Origin of the sequence: Flexivirga oryzae, assembly GCF_014190805.1 — a bacterium.
GTDB classification, from domain to species: domain Bacteria; phylum Actinomycetota; class Actinomycetes; order Actinomycetales; family Dermatophilaceae; genus Flexivirga; species Flexivirga oryzae.
Window position 1 is genome coordinate 636,969 of sequence record NZ_JACHVQ010000001.1, and the last position, 19,524, is coordinate 656,492.

The following is a 19,524-nucleotide window of genomic DNA, read 5'->3' on the forward strand; positions in this document are numbered from 1 at the left end:
GTTCTTGTCCTGTCGGCGTTTTTGTGTCCTGTCGGCGAAGGGGAGGGGTATGCCGGGGGCGTGGTCGCCACGGGAGGCGCCTCACCTTCAAGTTAAGGTCCATACTCGCCGCGCCGGATTCCGCCGCGTAGCATGCACGGCATTGCTGCTTGTGTGAGGCGCCACTCGACGCGGCACGGTGTGTCGGTTAGGGGAAGCGTCGCCATCAACGTCATCATCATGGTGACTGTGGCAACCACGTTGCACACGTGGTGAGCGCAGTCGGCATACTGCTTGCTTACATCGTCTAACGCTGGAAAGGCCCTTCCCTCGTGGCAACTCCGCAGAACTACCTGGCCGTCATCAAGGTCGTCGGCATCGGCGGCGGCGGCGTGAACGCCATCAACCGGATGATCGAGGTCGGTCTGAAAGGCGTGGAGTTCATCGCCATCAACACCGACGCCCAGGCCTTGTTGATGTGTGACGCTGACGTGAAGCTTGAGGTCGGCCGGGAGCTGACCCGCGGTCTCGGCGCCGGCGCGGACCCCGAGGTCGGCAAGAAGGCCGCCGAGGACCACGCCGAGGACATCGAGGAAGTGCTCAAGGGCGCCGACATGGTGTTCGTGACGGCCGGCGAGGGCGGCGGCACCGGCACCGGCGGTGCTCCAGTGGTCGCCAAGATCGCCAAGAGCCTCGGCGCGCTGACGATCGGCGTCGTGACGCGTCCGTTCACCTTCGAGGGTCGCCGTCGCGCCAACCAGGCCGACCTCGGCATCAACGCGCTGCGCGAAGAGGTCGACACCCTCATCGTCATCCCGAACGACCGGCTGCTGTCGATCAGCGACCGCAACGTGTCCATGCTCGACGCCTTCCACAGCGCCGACCAGGTGCTGCTGTCCGGTGTCCAGGGCATCACCGACCTGATCACCACCCCGGGCCTGATCAACCTCGACTTCGCCGACGTCAAGTCGGTCATGCAGGGTGCCGGGTCGGCGCTGATGGGCATCGGTTCCGCCCGCGGCGAGGACCGCGCGGTGCAGGCGGCCGAGTTCGCGATCTCCTCGCCCCTGCTCGAGGCCAGCATCGACGGCGCCCAGGGCGTCCTGTTGTCCGTGCAAGGTGGCAGCGATCTGGGTCTGTTCGAGATCAACGAGGCCGCCCGCCTGGTGCAGGAGGCCGCACACCCCGAGGCCAACATCATCTTCGGTGCCGTCATCGACGACGCCCTCGGCGACGAGGTGCGGGTCACCGTCATCGCGGCCGGCTTCGAGGGCGGTGCCCCCAACAAGCGCACCGACGAGCGCGCGCTGGGTCAGATCCAGGGCGCCCCGACGCCGCGGCAGCAGCCGCCCGCCGCGGCGGCCGGTGCCGTGCCGCAGCAGGCCCAGCAGCAGTCGGCTCCCGCGCCGGGTCAGGGCGCTCCGCAGCCCGCACCCGGGGCCGCGCAGCAGCAAGCGCCGCAGCAGGGGCAGCCCGGCGGCGACGGCCAGCAGGCGGACGAGCAGCAGGCCCCGGCCAACCCGGGCGCCGTCCAGCAGACCGCGTCCAACCGCCCGCCGCGCGAGGTCAGCTTCGACGACGGCCAGGACCTCGACGTCCCCGATTTCCTGAAGTAGCCGCGACCGCCGGCGATGTGGTGGTGGCGTGACAGCCTGACCGGCCCGGACGGTCGGCGGGTGGACGTGGGGTTCACCGACACCGGTGACGGCGTGAGCACCGGCCCGGTCGCGTCGCTGAACCTCGGCGGCGCGGTCGGTGACGACCCGGCGAACGTCGCGCGCAACCGCGCGGCGGTCGCCGCCTCGGTCGGGGTCGCCCCGGATGACCTGGTCTTCATGCACCAGACCCACAGCGACCGGGTGCTCGCCCTGGAGTCGGACGGCACCCGTGACCTCGACGGGGACGGCGTCGTGACGGCGCAGCCGGGCGTCGCTCTCGCGGTGCTCGTCGCCGATTGCACCCCGGTGCTGCTCGCCGACCCCGCCGCCGGTGTCGTGGCCGCCGTGCACGCCGGCCGGCCCGGCATGATGGCCGGCATCGTCGACAACGCCCTGGATCGTATGACGAGCCTCGGCGCGACCGATCCCGTTGCCATCATTGGCCCTTCGGTGTGCGGGCGCTGTTACGAAGTGCCGTTCGAGCTGCGGGAGGAGGCCGCTGCCGTGACCCCGGAGAGCCGCACCGTCAGCTGGACCGGCACCCCGGCGATCGATGTCGCGGGCGGCGTGGTCGCCCAACTGCACGCGCGCGGCATACCCACCACCTGGGTGCGCGGCTGCACCCGCGAGAACGACCGCCTCTTCTCCTACCGGCGCGACCACCGCACCGGCCGGTTCGCCGGCGTCATCGTCCAGCGGGCGGCCTCATGACCGAGCTGTATGACGCGGGCCGGCGCGACGAGCTCGCCGCGAACCTCGCCACCGTGCACGACCGCATCGACCGCGCCTGCGCGGCCGCCGGCCGTGACCCCGGCGATGTGACGTTGATCGCAGTCACCAAGTTCTTCCCGGCCTCCGACGTGGAGCACCTGGCGGCGCTCGGGGTGCGCGACGTGGGGGAGAACCGCGACCAGGAGGCCGGCGCGAAGTTCGCCGACCTGCCCACGGACGTCCGCGAGCGGCTGACGGTGCACTTCATCGGGCAACTGCAGTCCAACAAGGCGGCACACGTGGTGCGCTACGCGGACGTCGTGCAGTCGGTCGACCGGCCCAAGATCGCGGCCGCCCTGGACCGGGCCGCCGCCGGCGCGGAACGCACCCTCGACGTGCTCGTCCAGATCGACCTGTCCGACGCCACGGGACGCGGTGGCATCGCCCCGGAGGCAGCCCGGGCGCTGGCCGCACAGATCGCCGACAGCGCCACGCTGCGGCTGCGCGGGGTGATGGCGGTGGCGCCGTTGAACGCGGACCCGGCCCCGGCGTTCGAACGGCTGGCAGAGCTCGCGGGCGCCATACGAGCCGACCACCCGCAGGCCGACTGGGTCTCCGCCGGAATGAGCGGCGACCTGGAGCAAGCGGTCGCCGCGGGCGCGACACACCTGCGTGTCGGCAGCGCAATCCTCGGATATCGGCCGGGCCCCCGGTAGCGTCGTTCGCGACCGACCGACCGACCTCGGGACTGCCTGATCCCTGAGGTGAGAAGGAGTGCAATTCATGGCTGGGAAGCTGCGCGCCACAATGGAATACCTCGGTTTGGCCGAGGCCGACCCGCACTACCGTGACGACGACTACGCCGGTGAGTGGACCGAGGACCAGTACGACGAGGCGCAGGACAGCGGCTACCCCGTCGAGGAGCAGCCGCATCGTGAGCCGGCGCCCGTCACGCACCTGCACACCTCGCCGGCTGTCCCGGCACCGCACCAGGAGGCCGGCGAGATGAGCCGCATCAACACGATCCACCCCCGCACCTACAACGAGGCCAAGGAGATCGGCGAGAGCTTCCGCAGCGGCGTGCCGGTCATCATGAACCTCTCCGACATGGACGACACCGACGCCAAGCGGCTGGTCGACTTCGCCGCCGGGCTGGTGTTCGGCCTGCACGGCACCATCGAGCGCGTCACCAGCAAGGTGTTCCTGCTGTCGCCGCACGGCATCGAGGTCGCGACCAGCGGCCCGGAGGCCGGGCGCCCCTCCGGTCGGGGCCTGTTCAACCAGAGCTGAGCGCACACACCCTGACGGCACGCGGCCGGCGGGCTGGTGGTCGGTTCCGGCCCGCCGATGTCGCAGAATGGAAGCATGTCAGTCGTCCTCGCAGTGGTGTCACTGCTGCTCTACGTCTTTTTCATCCTGCTGCTCGGGCGACTCGTGCTGGACTGGGTGCAGGTGTTCGCCCGCAGCTGGCGCCCGCGGGGACCGGTGCTGGTGGTCGCGGAGACGATCTACACCACCACGGATCCGCCGCTGAAGGCGTTGCGTCGGGTGGTGCCGCCGCTGCGGCTGGGGCAGGTGAGCCTCGACCTGGCGTTCCTCATCCTGATCGTGGCTGTCTCTTTGCTGCTCGGTATCCTACAGTGAGCACGCGAAATTTATCCGATTGATAGCAGCGGGTGCTTGCGCGCGTGACAGCGTGCGGACCCCTGCCAACTTCTTACCGAGGTGAACAGATGGCGTTGACGCCAGAAGACGTGGTGAAGAAGGAGTTCACCAAGCCGAAGGGCTTCGGTCGTAGCGGTTACGACGAGATCCAGGTGGATGACTTCCTCGACGAGATCGTGGTCGAGCTGCGCCGGCTGAACGCCGAGAACGAAGACCTGACCGGCAAGCTCGAGGATTGCCGGCGTTCGAAGGGTGTTCCCGGTCGTAGCGAAGCCGACACGGAGAAGGCGGCCGGCGCGCCGTCCGCCGCTGCGGCGGTGCCTGCACTGACGCCGGTCAACGGCGACGATGCGGACAAGACGCAGGCCGTTCCCAGCATGAAGGACGTGGAGGCCGCCAAGGCTGCCAAGACCGAGCTGGAGCGGACCCAGGGCGAGCTGAAGACCGCGCAGGGTCAGCTGAAGTCCACCCAGGACCAGCTGAAGACCGCGCAGGAGCAGTTGACGCGCACCAAGGCCGAGTTGGACCAGGCCCAGACGGCTCTCGCGGCGGCGAAGAAGGAGCAGCCCACGGCCGCTCCGGCCAGCCCCAACGGGACTCCGGTGGACCAGAACACCAAGACGGCCGGCCAGCCCAACGACGTGGCCGCGGTCGCGTCGACCGAGGGCGCCGCCGGTGTCATCGCGTTGGCGCAGCGGGTGCACGACGAGCACGTCCGCGAGGGTGAGACCAAGCGCGACAAGCTGATCAGTGAGGCGCAGGCGCACCACGAGAAGGTCATCCGCGAGGCCAACGCCAAGCGGGACGAGCTGGTCGGGTCCGCCCACCTGAAGCACGACGAGCTGATCAGCGCGGCGCAGAGCCGGCACGACGAGCTCATCTCCACGGCGCAGAGCCGGCACGACGAGCTGCTGTCGACCGGGCAGAGCAAGCACGACGAGCTGGTCCGCACCGGCACCGAGAAGTCGGAGAAGATGGTGCGCGAGGCCGAGGAGCGCAAGAACACGATCCTGGGCGAGCTGAACACCGAGCGGGAGAAGGTCAGCGGTCACATCGAACAGCTGCGGTCCTTCGAGGGTGACTACCGCACCAAGTTGCGCGGTTACATCGAGGATCACCTGACCCGGTTGGACCAGACGGCGACCGACGACAAGCCGAACCCCAAGGAATGACCACGGGCTGACACGCCCAGTCAATAAGCCGCCGGGTGGGGGCGCCGATCCGTTATGGTGAGGCGCTCCTGCCCGGCGGTTTCGGTCGTCGGGCACGTGTCGTCATACCCGTCGACCGGCGCCGTCGGAATTGTCGTTGTATGTCGACAGCGAGTCGCTTATCCTGCCCGCAGCCACATCGGGGGCAGTCAGTCCGGGTGCACACCAGGCGCTCGGACCGCTGCGAGAGGAAGGGATCCGATGCCAGCCAAGAAGACGGTCACCGGCACCTCCAAGCCGGGACGCTCCCGCGTGACCACGGCCCTGCGGAAAGCTACCGGGGTGGTGGCCAGGGCGACCGGACGTGGCTCGACATCCGCCGGCAACGGCAGCGCGACGAAGAAGACCGCCGCGAAGACGGCTGCCAAGAAGGCGACCGCTAAGAAGGCGACGGAGACGCCGGCCGGCACCCGCGCGGCCACGTCCAAGGCCCCTGCGAAGAAGACCACGGTGAAGAAGGCGGCGGCCGAGAAGACCTCCGCCGCGAAGAAGACGGCCGCCAAGAAGGCCTCCGCGGCCAAGGCAGCCACCACCAAGGCGGCGGCGAAGAAGACCACGGCGAAGAAGACCACCCCCGCCAAGAGCACCGCCCGGAAGACGACCGCCGCGAAGAAGACCAGCGCCGCGAAGGCCACGCCGGCCAAGAAGACCCCGGCGAAGAAGGCGACCAAGGCCCCGGCGAAGAAGACCGCGGCCACGAAGGCCCCCGCCGCCAAGGCGACGAAGGCTCCTGCGAAGAAGACCACCGCCGCGACCACGAAGGCCGCGGCCGAACCGACGACTGCGAAGAAGGCTGTGGCGAAGAAGACGGCAGCGCCGGCTGCTCCGGCGAAGAAGGCTCCCGCGAAGAAGGCGACCGTCGGCAAACTCCGGGTGCGGGACGACGAATCCCCTTGGACCGCGAAAGAACTCGCGGCCGTGCGGGCCGAACTCGAGGGTGACGTGGAGCGGCTCACCCACGAACTGAGCGGGTTCGAGGACGACATCGCCGGACTGATCAAGGACAGCGGCGACGGGGCCGGCGACGACCAGGCCGACACCGGCGCCAAGACCTTCGAGCGCGAGCACGAGGCGTCCCTCGCGCAGAACTCCCGGGATCTGCTGGAACAATCGGTGCATGCGCTTCAACGCATTGACGACGGCACCTACGGAGTTTGTGAGAACTGTGGCAACGCGATCGGCAAACTCCGGCTGCAGGCATTCCCGCGGGCGACGCTGTGCCTGAACTGCAAGGCTCAGCAGGAGCGGCGCTGACCCCCGAGGACCCGGTCGACCAGCAGCCCCCGACACCGCAGCAGAAGCGCCCCTCGGGCCCGCTGATCGCACTGCTGGTCGGCGTCGCGGTCGTCGCCTACGCCCTCGACCAGAGCACCAAGGCGTGGGCGTCGTCCGCCCTGGATCCGCTGCGGCCCAAGCAGGTCGTCGGTTCGCTGCTGCAACTGCACCTGACCAACAACCCCGGCGCGGCGTTCTCGATCGCCACCAACGCGACGTGGCTGCTGACGATCATCGCCGCAGCGGTGATCGTCGCGACGATCTTCTTCGCACGGCGGCTGCGCAGCAGGCCCTGGGCGTGTGCGCTCGGGCTGCTGATCGGCGGCGCCCTGGGCAACCTGACCGACCGCTTCGTGCGTGACCCGGGTGGTGGCCGCGGACACGTGGTCGACTTCCTGGAGTTGCCGCACTGGCCGATCTTCAACGTCGCCGACTGCTGCGTGGTCACGGCCGCGTGCCTGATCGCGCTGCTGGCGTTCCTCGGCATCGGCATCGACGGGCGCCGGATGGGCCGGGACGACGACGGTGGGCAGCCGGACGGCGCCGCGGAGACGGACGACCGTGGCTGAGGTCAAGGCTCTCGGCATACCGGACGGTCTGGAGGGTGAGCGGGTCGACAGTGCCATCGCGCGGCTGCTCGGCTTCTCCCGCACCCAGGCGGCTCAACTGGCCGCCGACGGCGAGGTGACCGTCGACGGCAAGGTGGTCGGCAAGTCCGAGCGGGTGAGCGCCGGGCAGTGGCTCGAGGTGCAGATGCCCGACCGGGTCGGGCCGCGCGTCGCCGAGGTGAAACCGCAACTCGTCGAGGGCCTGCGGATCGTGTATGACGACACCGAGATCGTCGTGGTCGACAAGCCCGCCGGGGTCGCCGCCCACCCGAGCGTCGGCTGGGACGGCCCCGACGTGGTCAGCGGGCTCGCGGCCGCGGGTTACCGCATCTCCACCTCCGGCGCCGCCGAACGGCAGGGCATCGTGCAGCGGCTCGACGTCGGCACCAGCGGCCTGATGGTCGTCGCCAAGAGCGAACGCGCCTACACGGTGCTCAAGCAGGCGTTCCGGGACCGGGTGGTCGACAAGACCTACCACGCGCTGGTGCAGGGCCTGCCGGACCCCGTCGTCGGCACCATCGAGGCGCCGATCGGACGGCATCCGGGGCACGACTACAAGTTCGCGGTCATGCAGTCCGGGCGGCACAGCGTGACCCACTACGAGCTGCTCGAGGCGTTCCGGTCGATGAGCCTGCTGACCGTGCACCTGGAGACCGGCCGCACCCACCAGATCCGGGTGCACTTCGCGGCGTTGCACCACCCGCTGGTGGGTGACCCGCTCTACGGCTCCGACCCGACCGTCGCCAAGCGGCTCGGGCTGGCGCGGCAGTGGTTGCACGCGAAGGCGCTCGGCTTCACGCACCCCGGGTCGGGCGAGTGGGTGACCTTCGAGAGCCCGTACCCCGCCGACCTCGCGCGGGCACTGGAGATCGCCCGGGAGGGCTGAGCGGGCGCTCTGCGGCGAGCGGCTCGCGGCGTCCCGAAGTGCCGACGGTCGGTGGTTGGGGACGGGTTTGGGGCGATGCGGCGTCCCGAAGTGCCGACGGTCGGTGGTTGGGGACGGGTTTGGGGCGATGCGGCGTCCCGAAGTGCCGACGGTCGGTGGTTGGGGACGGGTTTGGCGCGCGAAGGCGTCCCGAAGTGCCGACGGTCGGTGGTTGGGGACGGGCCGGGTATGACGAAAGGCGCCCCGCCATACCACCAGCCTCATTCGTCACATCCGCGCGTGCCCTGCACGGGCTGTCCGACCCCGGTCCTAGACTCGTCGCGATGTCCGATCCTGCCGCCTCCGCCAACTTCGTGCACCTGCATGTGCACACCGAATACTCCATGCTCGACGGGGCGGCGAAAGTCAAGCCGATGATCGCCGAGGTGGAGCGCCTGGGGATGCCGGCGATCGCCATGAGCGACCACGGCAACATGTTCGGTGCTTACGAATTCTTCGGTGCCACAAAGGGTTCCGATGTCAAGCCGATCATCGGCATCGAGGCCTACGTCGCGCCGAGTTCCCGCTTCTCGCGCAAGCAGGAGTTCTGGGCGCCGGGCGGCAAGCGCGACGCCAACGTCGACGGTGAGGGCGGCAAGGACGTCTCCGGTGGCGGCCGCTACACCCATATGACGATGTGGGCCAAGGACGCGGCCGGGTTGCGCAACCTGTTCCGGCTCAGCTCGCTGGCCAGCTTCGAGGGCTACTACATGAAGCCCCGCATGGACCGGGAGCTGATCTCGCAGCACTCGACCGGCATTATCGCGACCACCGGGTGCCCGTCCGGTGAGGTGCAGACCCGGTTGCGGCTCGGGCAGTTCGACGAGGCGTTGGCGGCCGCCGCGGCATACCAGGACATCTTCGGCAAGGACAGCTACTTCCTGGAGCTGATGGACCACGGCCTGGACATCGAGCGGTCGGTGCGGTCGGGTCTGCTGGACATCGCCAAGCGGCTCGACATACCGCTGCTGGCCACCAACGACAGCCACTACGTGACCGCCGACCAGGCCGACAGTCACGACGACCTGCTGTGCGTCGGGGTCGGCAAGAACAAGGACGACCCGGGCCGGTTCAAGTTCAACGGCGACGGCTACTACCTGAAGTCGGCGCAGGAGATGCGCGAGCTGTTCCGCGAGCTGCCGCAGGCGTGCGACAACACGCTGGCCGTGGCGGAGATGGTCGGCGACTACGGCGAGGTCTTCGCCGAGGTCGACCGGATGCCCAAGTTCGAGGTGCCCGACGGGCACACGCCGGAGACCTTCCTGCGCACGAAGATCCAGGAGGGCATCCAGCTGCGCTACGGCGGCGAGCCGGGCCAGGAGGTCCTGGACCGCATCGAGACCGAGATGGCGGTCATCGAGCCGATGGGCTTCTCGTCCTACTTCCTGGTCGTCGCCGACATCTGCCAGCACGCACGCGACGTCGGTGTGTCGGTCGGCCCCGGTCGTGGGTCGGCGACCGGGTCGATCGTGGCCTATCTGACGCGCATCACCGAGCTCGACCCGATCGAGCACAAGCTGCTGTTCGAGCGGTTCCTCAACCCCGAGCGGATCAGCCCGCCCGACATCGACCTCGACTTCGACGACCGCCAGCGCGACAAGATCATCGACTACGTCACCGACAAATACGGTGAGGCCTACACCTCGCAGGTCAACACGTTCGGCACGATCAAGGCCAAGGCGGCCGTCAAGGACGCCAACCGCATCCTCGGCTACCCGTTCAGCCTGGGCGACAAGATCAGCAAGACGATGCCGCCGGACGTGCAGGGCAAGGGTGTCCCGCTGAAGGAGCTGTTCAACCCCGAGCACGACCGTTACAACGAGGGCGCCGACATCCGGACGCTCTACGAGCAGGACCCCGACGTCAAGAAGGTCCTGGACACCGGTCTCGGCCTGGAGGGCCTGATCCGCGGCACGGGCGTGCACGCGTGCGCGTTCATCCTGTCGTCCGAGCCGCTGCTCGACGTGCTGCCGATGCACCGTCGCGACAAGGACGGCATGATCATCGCCGGCTTCGCCTACCCGCAGTGCGAGGCGATGGGCCTGATCAAGATGGACTTCCTCGGGTTGCGCAACCTGGGCATCCTCGATCACGCGATCAAGATCATCAAGGCCAACCGCGGCATCGACATCTCGACCGAGACAATCCCGCTGGACGACCCGAAGACCTACGAGCTGATGGCGCGCGGCGACACCCTGGGGGTGTTCCAGCTCGACGGCGGTGCCATGCGCAACCTGCTGAAGCTGATGCGCCCGACCCGGTTCGAGGACGTCGCGGCGGTCCTGGCGCTCTACCGGCCGGGGCCGATGGCCGCCAACGCGCACACCGACTACGCCGAGCGCAAGAACGGCCGGCAGCCGATCACCGCGATCCACCCGGAGCTGAAGGAAGCCCTCGACCCGATCCTCGGCGAGACCTACCACCTGCTGGTCTACCAGGAGCAGACGATGGCGATCGCCCGCCAGCTGGCGGGCTTCACCCTCGGCGGCGCGGACACCCTGCGCAAGGCGATGGGTAAGAAGAAGAAGGAGATCCTGGACGAGCTGGAGCCGGCCTTCAAGGAGGGTATGGCGAAGAACGGCTTCTCCTCCGAAGCGGCCGACAAGATGTGGGAGACCATGCTCCCCTTCGGCCAGTACGCCTTCAACAAGTCGCACACGGCCGGTTACGGCCTGGTGTCGGTGTGGACGGCCTACCTCAAGGCCAACTACCCGGCGGAGTATGCCGCGGCGCTGCTCACCTCGGTGCAGGACTCCAAGGACAAGATGGCGATCTACCTCGCCGACACCCGCAAGCTGGGTGTCCGGGTGCTGCCGCCGGACGTCAACGAGTCGGAGGCGGAGTTCACCGCCGTCGGGGAGGACATCCGCTTCGGGCTGACCGCGATCCGCAACGTCGGTTCCAACGTCGTCGACGACATCGTGCGAGCCCGCGAGGAGAAGGGCAAGTTCGTCTCCTTCGAGGACTTCCTGCGCAAGTGCGGCTCCGCCGTCTGCAACAAGCGCACCATCGAATCCCTCATCAAGGCAGGGGCGTTCGACGAGCTGGGGCACCCGCGGCAGGGTCTGGTGCAGGTGCACGAGCCCTACGTCGACGCCATGTCCGAGGAGGCCAAGAAGCGCGAGCAGGGCCAGGAGTCGCTGTTCGGCGGCTTCGGTGACGAGCCGGCGATCGACCTTGCCGCGTTGCCGGTGATCCCCGAGATCGAGTGGGACAAGCAGACCAAGCTGGCGTTCGAGCGGGACATGCTCGGGCTCTACGTCTCCGACCACCCGCTGTTCGGCATCGAGCACGTGCTCGCCCAGCACGCGGACACCTCGATCGCCCGGCTGCAAGGTGACGACGCGCCCAAGGAGGGCTCGATGGTCACCATCGCCGGACTGATCACCGGGTTGCAGCTCAAACGCAACAAGCGCGGCGAGCTGTGGGCGATCGCGACCGTGGAGGACCTGGAGGGCAGCATCGAGGTGCTGTTCTTCGCCAAGACCTACATGACCGTCTCGACCATGCTCAGCCCCGACACGGTGTGCGTCGTCAAGGGCCGGGTGCTGGAGCGCGACGACACCAGGTCGCTGTCCGCGCAGGAGATGACGCTGCCGGAGCTGAAGGGCGACGTGCGCGGTCCGGTGGTGCTGACGATGCCGCTGGTGCGGGCCAACAACGGCCTCGCGCACCGGCTCAAGGGCGTGCTCGGCGAGCACCCGGGCGCCACCGAGGTGCACCTGAAGCTCACCCAGCCGGGTCGGTCGGTCACCGTCAAGCTGGACGACGGGTTGCGGGTCACCGCCTCCCCGGCGCTCTTCGGTGACCTGAAGGCGCTGCTGGGCCCGGCCTGCCTGGTCGGATGACCTGCCCGCCCGGCGGGCGTCAATCCGGCCGGATGTCCGTTCGGCCCGCTATGTTTTCGATCATGAGACGTTATGCGACTGTGAGTACGCCGTCCCGGCGTCAGCTGCTGGCCGCCGGTGGCGGGATCCTCGCCGCGGGCGCGCTCGCCGCGTGCGGGGGCAACACCGGCCGTTCGTCCGGCGGGGGCGGCACCGGGGGCGGCACCGGTGGTGCGAGCGGCGGCTCGGGCGGGGGCGGGACGATCTCGCAGTGGTACCACCAGTACGGCGAGACCGGGACCGAGCAGGCGGTCAAGCGCTACGCCGCGGCATACAAGAAGGCCACCGTCGAGGTGCAGTGGATCCCCGGCAACTACGACCAGAAGTCGGCGGCGGCGCTGCTGACCAGTTCGGGTCCGGACGTGTTCGAATACGGCAACGGCCCGACCATCGACATGATCACCGGCAAGCAGGTCGTCGACCTGACCGATCTGTATGGCGCTGCCAAGTCCGACTTCACCGCGTCGCTGCTGGACCGGATGACCTGGAAGGGCAAGATCTACGGCATCCCGCAGGTCGTGGACATGCAGTTGTTCGTCTACCGCAAGTCGATGCTCCAGCAGGCGGGGGTGAAGCCGCCGGAGACGCTCGACGACCTGATCGCCGCGGCGGCGAAGCTCACCACCGGCAAGGTGAAGGGCCTCTTCCTCGGCAACGACGGCGGCGCCGGCATCCTGGCCGGCCCGGTGCTGTGGAGCAGCGGGCACGACTACCTCAGCTCCGACAACCAGCCCGACTTCGCCAACCCCGATGTCGCGTCGGCGCTCGGGAAGTTCCACGACCTGTTCGGCTCCGGCCACCTGCTGCTGGGTGCGCCGACCGACTGGTCCGACCCGGGTGCGATCAGCAGCGGCCTCACCGCGATCCAGTGGACCGGCCTGTGGAACTTCCCGATGCTGCAGGACAAACTCGGTGACGACTTCGGTGTGCTGCCGTTCCCGGCGATCGGCGGGTCGGGCAAGCCGTCGGTGCCGGTGGGCGCCTACGCGTCCTGCGTGAGCGCGAAGGCGAAGGACGTCGACGCCGCGAAGGCGTTCGCGAAGTGGCTGTGGGTCGACCAGACCGCCGACCAGCTCGACTTCGCGCAGAGCTACGGCTTCCACGTGCCGGCCCGGGCCAGCCTGATCCCGAAGGCGACGAAACTCAAGTCGGGAGAGGCGAAGACGGCCGCGGACTACCTGAAGACCTACGGGCACCCGCAGACCCCGTTGCTGTGGTCGCCGAAGTCCGCGACGGCGATGACCGACGCGGTCGACAAGATCGTGCGGTCCGGTGCCGACCCGACGTCCAGCCTCGCCGGGGTCGAGAAGACCGTGAAGGCGGAGCTGAAGCGGATCGGTGGCTGAGCCGGCCGTCACGGGCGCGGTGCCGTCGACGGTTGGCCCGTCGGCGGCGCGGCCGGCGAGTCCGCGGCGCAAGTGGACCGACAGTCCGCACCTGTGGTTCTGGGTGTTCGTCGGCCCGTTCGTCGCCGGACTGCTGGTCTTCATCGTCATACCCATCCTGTGGAGCGTGTGGCTGAGCTTCTACGACGCCCGGAACACAGTCACCCCAACGCATTTCGTCGGGTTCGAGAACTACTCGCGGATGCTGGGGGACTCCGCGTTCCGGTCCAGCCTGGTCACGTTCGTGCTCTTCGCGGCCTTCATCGTGCCGACGACGTTCGTGCTCTCGCTGGGGCTGGCGGTGCTGGTCAACGGCGTCAAGCGGGGCAAGGCGTTCTTCCGGTCGGTCTTCTTCCTGCCGACGGCCTGCAGTTACGTCGTCGCGGCGATGATCTGGCGGCACTCGCTCTTCGGCGGGACCGCCGCCGGGATGGTCAACACCGTCATGGGCTGGCTGGGCGCGGCACCGATCGCGTGGCTGTCGGTGGTCCACCCGCCCTGGTACTGGCTGGTGCTGGTCACCGTGCGGCTGTGGCTGCAGGTCGGCTTCTTCATGGTGCTGTTCCTGGCTGCCCTGCAACGGGTGCCGCAGCAGCTCTACGAGGCGGCCGCGCTGGACGGTGCGACCGGGTGGAAGGCGTTCCGCTACATCACCTTCCCGCAGCTGCGGGCGACCTCGACCGCGGTGCTGATGCTGTTGCTGGTCAACGCCTTCCAGGCGTTCGACGAGTTCTACAACGTGCTGTCGACGACCGGCGGCTACCCGCCGTACGCCCGGCCGCCGCTGGTCTACCTGTTCAACATCGCGCTCGGCAACGGCCAGGACTTCGGTGACGGCAGCGCGGGCGCCGTCATACTCACCCTCATCATCGCGATCTTCGCGTTGCTGCAGGGGCGCCTGACCGGCATCGGGAGGAGGGACACCGCATGATCGCCTCTCGCGGCGGCCGCTCGGCCCGCTACCTCGTGCTCGGCGTCGCCGCGGTGCTCTTCCTAGTGCCGTTCTACCTGCTGCTGCGTGGTGCGCTGTCGACCGAGCAGCAGCTGGTCGGCATCGACCACTGGACCTGGTTCCCGACCCACCCGCAGTGGTCGAACCTCGGTGACACCTTTCACAATTCGACGGTGCCGCTCGGGCGCAGCATGCTCAACTCGCTGGTCATCGCGGTGACCCAGACGGTCCTGGTGCTGGTCATCTCCGGTATGGCGGGATACGGCCTCGCGCGCTCCACCGTGCGCTACGCCAACGCGGTGTTCTACCTGATCGTGGCGACGCTGCTGATCCCGGCCGCGGTGACGTTCGTGCCGTCGTTCGTGATGGTGTCGTCGCTCGGCTGGGTGTCGACGCTGCGCGGGCTGATCATCCCGGGGCTCTTCCAGTCGCTCGCGACGTTCCTCTTCCGGCAGTACTTCCTCGGCTTCCCCAAGGAGCTCGAGGAGGCCGCGCGGATCGACGGCGCGGGCCCGATGCGCACGTTCCTGGCGATCGTGGTGCCCAACTCGTGGGGGTTCACCGCCGCGATCGCGACCATCACCTTCATCGGCAGCTGGAACGCCTTCCTCTGGCCCCTGGTGATCGGCCAGGACCAGTCGGCGTGGACGGTGCAGGTCTCGCTGTCGACCTACATCACCGCCCAGTCGGTGGACCTGTCCGGCATGTTCACCGCGGCCCTGGTCTCGATGGTGCCGCTGTTGCTGATGTTCCTGTTCCTGCAGCGCTGGATCGTGGCCGGCGTCGAGCAGACCGGCATCAACGAGTAACCCGTTCGCCGAACCCCATTCGCCCCGCTCGGCATGGTTCGTGTCCTGTCGGCAGGTAGCGCCTCATAGGCTGGACCGGTGACATCACCACAGCCGCCGCGGGCCCGCCGCGAGCCGACCGAGCGCACCTTCCACGGCGACACGTTCGTCGACGACTACGAGTGGTTGCGCGACAAGGAGTCGCCGGAAGTCATCGCCCACCTGGAGGCCGAGAACGCCTACACCGACGCGATGACGCAGCAGCTCAAACCGTTGGCGGACAAGATCTTCGGCGAGATCAAGGCACACACCAAGGAGACCGACCTGTCGGTGCCGGTGCGCATGGGGGACTGGTGGTACTTCACCCGCACCATCGAGGGCGAGCAGTATGCCGTCCACGCGCGTTCCCCCTACCAGGACGGGGGAGCGCGCCCCGATCCGCAGCCGGGCGAGCCGCTCCCGGGTGAGCAGGTCCTGCTGGACGGCAACGCCGAGTCGCAGGGCCACGACTTCTTCGACCTCGGCGACCTGACGGTCAGCCACGACGGCACCCTGGTCGCGATCTCGCTCGACCTCGCCGGTGACGAGATCTACGACCTGTCGGTCCGCGAGGCCGCCACCGGGAACGTCGTCGACGACGCGGTGCGCCGCGTCGGCACCGGAGCGGTGTGGTCGGCGGACGGCCGCTACCTGTTCTACACGCGCCGCGACGAGGCGTGGCGCCCGAACGAGGTATGGCGCCACGAGCTCGGCACACCGGCCGGCCGGGACGTCCTGGTGATCCGGGAGGACGACGAGGAGTTCGCGCTCGGCATCGGCGAGTCCCGGGACGAGCGCTGGCTGGTGGTGATGATCGGGTCGAGCACGACGACCGAGGCGCACCTGCTGGACCTGGCCGAGCCGACCGGCGAGCTGCGCGTCGTGCAGCCGCGGATCGCCGGCCTGGACTACGACATCGAGGTCGATGGTGACCGGATCCTGGTGGTGCACAACGGATCCCGGGTCGACTTCGACCTGGCGCAGGCACCCCTGGCCACTCCCGGGCGGCAGCACTGGCAGCCGGTGATGACCGGCGAGGACGGCGACCGGATCCTCGGCGTCGACGCCTTCGCCGGTTTCGTCGTGGTGACGATGCGGCACGCCGGCCTGCGCACCCTGCGGATCCTCGACAAGGGTGTCGACGGCACGCTGGGCGAGCCGCGCGCCATACCAGTCGAGCCGGAGCTGCACACCCTCGGACTCGGCGCCAATCCCGAATACGACGTGGACACAGTGCAACTGGCGCTCACCTCGTGGTTGACTCCGAGCAGTGTCTACGACTACACGCCGGCGACGGGTGAGCTGACCCTGCTCAAGCAGCGTGAGGTACCCGGCTACGACCGCACGCGGTATGTCGAGGAGCGGCTCTGGGTGGCCGCCGAGGACGGCGCGCGGATCCCGGTGTCGTTGATCCACCGGAGCGACGTGGCGGCCGACGGGTCCAACCCCGGGTTCGTCTACGGCTACGGCTCCTACGAGATGTCGTTCGACCCGTACTTCTCGGCGTCCCGGCTGTCGGTGCTGGACCGTGGTGTCGTCTACGCCGTCGCGCACGTGCGCGGTGGCGGCGAGTTGGGCCGACGCTGGTACGAGGACGGCAAGCTGCTGGCCAAACGCAACACGTTCACCGACTTCGTCGCCGTGTCCCGCGCACTCGTCGACCTGGGCTGGGTGCACCCGGATCGCCTTGTGGCAGAAGGTGCTTCGGCCGGTGGCCTGCTGATGGGTGCCATCCTCAACCTGGCACCCGAGCTGTATGTCGCCGTGCACGCCGACGTGCCGTTCGTCGACGCGCTCACCACGATCCTGGACCCGTCGCTCCCGCTGACCGCGGGCGAGTGGCAGGAGTGGGGCAACCCCATCGAGGACCCAGAGGTCTACGCCTACATGAAGTCCTACACGCCGTACGAGAACATCCGCGCCACGCGTTACCCGGCGATCCTGGCCACCACCAGCCTCAACGACACGCGCGTCTTCTACGTCGAGCCCGCCAAGTGGGTGCAGCAATTGCGCACCACCGTCGACACTGATCCAGATCGCCCGATCCTGCTCAAGACCGAGATCGCCGCCGGTCACGGCGGCCGCAGCGGCCGCTACGACGGCTGGCGGCAGGTGGCGTTCGAGCTGGCGTTCCTGCTCGACCGGCTCGGCGGTCATGAGGTGGCCGAGTAGGGTCGGCGGTCATGCGGTGGCCGAGTAGGGCGAGCCGCTAGGCGAGGCCGTATCGAGGTCGCGAAGGCACCTCGACAGGCTCGGCGCTCATGAGGTGGCCGAGTAGGGCGAGCCGCTAGGCGAGGCCGTATCGAGGTCCCGTGGGCACCTCGACAGGCTCGGCGCTCATGAGGTGGCCGAGTAGGGCGAGCCGCTAGGCGAGGCCGTATCGAGGTCCCGTGGGCACCTCGACAGGCTCGGCGACCTCGACAGGCTCGGCGGCCTCGACAGGCTCGGCGGCCTCGACAGGCTGGGCGACCTCGAGCTCGAGTGCCCCTCAGTGCATGACGACGACAGGCGAATTCGCGTGCGCGAGAACCTCACCCGCGACCCGGCCGAGGTTGAGGCCCTCGAATCCGCCGCGGCCGCGTGCGCCGATGACGATCAGGTCGCTGCTGTTCGACTGCTCGATGAGCCGGCGGATCGGGTTGCCCTCGTCGATCTCGGTGAGCACCTTGACCGACGGGTGCAGCGCCTTCTGCCCGGCGACCGACTCCTCGATCTCCGCGCGCGCCTGCGCGGTGTAGGTCTCCCAGTCGGCGACACCGAGGTTGGGGTCCTTCGCGTCGTTGGGTTGCCAGGCGTGCAGCACGAACAACTCGCGCCCGGTCTGCTCGGCGCGGGTGAACGCCCACGCCAGGGCCTTGCGGCTGTGGTCGGAGCGGTCGACGCCGACGCTGATCCGGCCGTACTCGCTGTCGGAGTCGGGGCGGATGACGGCGACGGGTGCCTTGCTGTGTGCGGCGACCTGGTGGGCGGTCTCCCCGAGGGACGACAGGCGCAGCATGCTGTCACCGTGTGCGCCGACCACGACGATGCTCGCGTGCCGGCTGGCTCGGACGAGCGCGGCGGCCGGGTAACCGTCGACGTGCGAGGTGGTCACGCGAATCTCGCTGTCCCGCACCTCGGTCCGGTTCTTGGCGTGAGTGAGCACTCGCTCGCCGCCGGCGCGCAGCTTCTCGGGGCCGGTGCCCATGTTGAAGAAGAGATCGGGATGGTCGTGACTGAAACCGTGGATGAGATGCATGGGCGAATGCGTCTCCCGGGCGAACGTGATCGCCCAGTCGAGTGCGGTCATCGACGACGTAGAAGTGTCGACGCCCACGACAACGCTTCCGGGTTGGACTGAGCCTTCCATGGTGACCTCCGAGTCGACCTTGGCGGCGGTAGCCGGTTTGGGGCGGCCGTCGTCGCGGGGAGCGCCCCCGCCTCCTTCAAGTTAAGCACTCCTGCTGGACGAACGCTGATAACGATCTGAGTGCCGTGGGAGGGTCTGCGGCTCAACTCCGGGCGAGCGCGGTGCGCAGTCGGGCGGCGTAGTCGGCCTGCTCACCGGCAGCATACTTCACGCGTGGCCAGAAGAAGCCGCGCAGCCCGTCGCCCTTGGTTCGCGGCACCACGTGGCAGTGCAGGTGCGCGACGCTCTGGCTGACCTTGTTGTTCATCGCCACGAACGTGCCCTGCGCCCCCAGTGCCTCGGGTATGACGGCCGCGACGCGTCGCACCTCGCCGAAGAACGGCGCGAGCAGGTCGTCCGGTAGCTCGGGCAGCGTGACGACGTGTCGTGTCGGGACGACCAGCACGTGCCCCTTGAAGACCGGCCGGTTGTCCAGGAACGCGACGGTGTGCTCCGTGCGCGCGACCTCGTGGCCGTCCGCATCGCCGGTGGCTATCGCGCAGAACACGCAGTCACTCATGCCCGAAACATCCTGCTACGAGTGCGATTCGACGGCGAGACGGATGCGCTGCAACGTCTGGCGCATGCCGGTGGTCAGCTCCTGCTCGAAGTCTTCCTCGCCGCCCATGAACTTCTCGACCAGGAACTTCGACACCTTGGTGGTGTCACCGGACACGTCGCGGCGCTCGATCAGCTTGGTGCGGGTGCCGTCACCGATCGGCTCCAGGTCGAAGCTCCAGATCGCGTGGTTCTCCTTGATCTTCCACGCGACGCGCTTGTCCGGCTCGAACGCGACGACCTTGCTGCGGGTCGCCCAGACGCGCACGCCTTTGCGGTTGACGTTGACCATCAGGCTGCCCTGGCGGGCCGGTCCGCCGCGGATGATCGTCTTGCGTGTCTGCGGGCTCCACTCCGGCATCCGGGACAGGTCGGACACGACCCGCCATACCTCGGCCGGGGGAGCGCCGATCTCGATCGAAACTTCAAGGTTGTTGGGCACGTGGGGGTCCTTGCCGTCCGAGGGTGTTGCGACGCAACTTACCAAGCCGTCGG

At 68.7% G+C, this 19,524-nt stretch carries 17 protein-coding genes; 14 read left to right on the forward strand and 3 right to left on the reverse strand.

Annotated elements, in window-relative coordinates; all coding sequences use genetic code 11:
- Window positions 1–311: 311 nt before the first annotated feature.
- The 14 genes from ftsZ to FHU39_RS03000 all read left to right on the forward strand — a co-directional run bounded on the left by ftsZ (window position 312) and on the right by FHU39_RS03000 (window position 17,255).
- Window positions 312–1,595: a cell division protein FtsZ gene (ftsZ, locus tag FHU39_RS02935; protein ID WP_183318832.1), complete on the forward strand. Its 1,284-nt coding sequence runs from the start codon at window positions 312–314 to the stop codon at window positions 1,593–1,595.
- Window positions 1,596–1,655: 60 nt separating this feature from the next.
- Window positions 1,656–2,348, forward strand: a complete 693-nt coding sequence (gene pgeF, locus FHU39_RS02940; protein WP_343065713.1) for a peptidoglycan editing factor PgeF — start codon at window positions 1,656–1,658, stop codon at window positions 2,346–2,348.
- The gene (locus tag FHU39_RS02945) at window positions 2,345–3,064 is read left to right on the forward strand and encodes a YggS family pyridoxal phosphate-dependent enzyme (protein WP_183318835.1); all 720 of its coding nucleotides are present in this window, start codon (window positions 2,345–2,347) and stop codon (window positions 3,062–3,064) included. The genes pgeF and FHU39_RS02945 overlap by 4 nt, the downstream gene beginning before the upstream one ends.
- Window positions 3,065–3,131: 67 nt before the next feature.
- The gene (locus tag FHU39_RS02950; RefSeq protein ID WP_183318837.1) at window positions 3,132–3,638 is read left to right on the forward strand and encodes a cell division protein SepF; all 507 of its coding nucleotides are present in this window, start codon (window positions 3,132–3,134) and stop codon (window positions 3,636–3,638) included.
- Window positions 3,639–3,713: 75 nt separating this feature from the next.
- Window positions 3,714–3,992, forward strand: coding sequence for a YggT family protein (locus FHU39_RS02955; protein WP_183318839.1), 279 nt, complete (start codon window positions 3,714–3,716; stop codon window positions 3,990–3,992).
- Between the two features lie 89 nt (window positions 3,993–4,081).
- Window positions 4,082–5,185 carry a DivIVA domain-containing protein gene (locus FHU39_RS24595; RefSeq protein ID WP_183318841.1) on the forward strand — a complete coding sequence of 368 codons (1,104 nt, stop codon included), beginning with the start codon at window positions 4,082–4,084 and terminating at the stop codon, window positions 5,183–5,185.
- A gap of 240 nt (window positions 5,186–5,425) precedes the next feature.
- Window positions 5,426–6,478 (forward strand): TraR/DksA family transcriptional regulator, encoded by a 1,053-nt coding sequence (locus FHU39_RS02965; protein WP_183318843.1) that lies wholly within the window; start codon window positions 5,426–5,428, stop codon window positions 6,476–6,478.
- Complete coding sequence (gene lspA / locus FHU39_RS02970) at window positions 6,442–7,068, forward strand: signal peptidase II (protein WP_343065714.1); 627 nt, start codon at window positions 6,442–6,444, stop codon at window positions 7,066–7,068. The genes FHU39_RS02965 and lspA overlap by 37 nt, the downstream gene beginning before the upstream one ends.
- Complete coding sequence (locus FHU39_RS02975) at window positions 7,061–7,993, forward strand: RluA family pseudouridine synthase (RefSeq protein ID WP_183318845.1); 933 nt, start codon at window positions 7,061–7,063, stop codon at window positions 7,991–7,993. Before lspA ends, FHU39_RS02975 begins: the two co-directional genes overlap by 8 nt.
- A 323-nt stretch (window positions 7,994–8,316) precedes the next feature.
- On the forward strand, window positions 8,317–11,880 hold the full coding sequence (gene dnaE / locus FHU39_RS02980) for a DNA polymerase III subunit alpha (protein ID WP_183318847.1): 3,564 nt from the start codon (window positions 8,317–8,319) through the stop codon (window positions 11,878–11,880).
- A gap of 62 nt (window positions 11,881–11,942) precedes the next feature.
- Complete coding sequence (locus FHU39_RS02985; protein WP_246336146.1) at window positions 11,943–13,265, forward strand: ABC transporter substrate-binding protein; 1,323 nt, start codon at window positions 11,943–11,945, stop codon at window positions 13,263–13,265.
- Window positions 13,258–14,235 carry a carbohydrate ABC transporter permease gene (locus FHU39_RS02990; RefSeq protein WP_343065715.1) on the forward strand — a complete coding sequence of 326 codons (978 nt, stop codon included), beginning with the start codon at window positions 13,258–13,260 and terminating at the stop codon, window positions 14,233–14,235. Before FHU39_RS02985 ends, FHU39_RS02990 begins: the two co-directional genes overlap by 8 nt.
- Window positions 14,232–15,065 (forward strand): carbohydrate ABC transporter permease, encoded by an 834-nt coding sequence (locus FHU39_RS02995; protein ID WP_183318852.1) that lies wholly within the window; start codon window positions 14,232–14,234, stop codon window positions 15,063–15,065. Before FHU39_RS02990 ends, FHU39_RS02995 begins: the two co-directional genes overlap by 4 nt.
- 78 nt (window positions 15,066–15,143) lie before the next feature.
- Window positions 15,144–17,255, forward strand: a complete 2,112-nt coding sequence (locus tag FHU39_RS03000; protein ID WP_183318854.1) for a prolyl oligopeptidase family serine peptidase — start codon at window positions 15,144–15,146, stop codon at window positions 17,253–17,255.
- Between the two features lie 316 nt (window positions 17,256–17,571).
- Here the strand turns inward: FHU39_RS03000 and FHU39_RS03005 are convergent, their stop codons facing one another.
- The 3 genes from FHU39_RS03005 to FHU39_RS03015 form a co-directional block, all read right to left on the reverse strand.
- The gene (locus FHU39_RS03005) at window positions 17,572–18,432 is read right to left on the reverse strand and encodes a universal stress protein (RefSeq protein ID WP_183318856.1); all 861 of its coding nucleotides are present in this window, start codon (window positions 18,430–18,432) and stop codon (window positions 17,572–17,574) included.
- 142 nt (window positions 18,433–18,574) lie between these two features.
- Window positions 18,575–18,991, reverse strand: coding sequence for an HIT family protein (locus FHU39_RS03010; RefSeq protein WP_183318858.1), 417 nt, complete (start codon window positions 18,989–18,991; stop codon window positions 18,575–18,577).
- 15 nt (window positions 18,992–19,006) lie between these two features.
- Window positions 19,007–19,471, reverse strand: a complete 465-nt coding sequence (locus FHU39_RS03015; protein WP_183318860.1) for an SRPBCC family protein — start codon at window positions 19,469–19,471, stop codon at window positions 19,007–19,009.
- Between the last annotated feature and the right edge of the window lie 53 nt (window positions 19,472–19,524).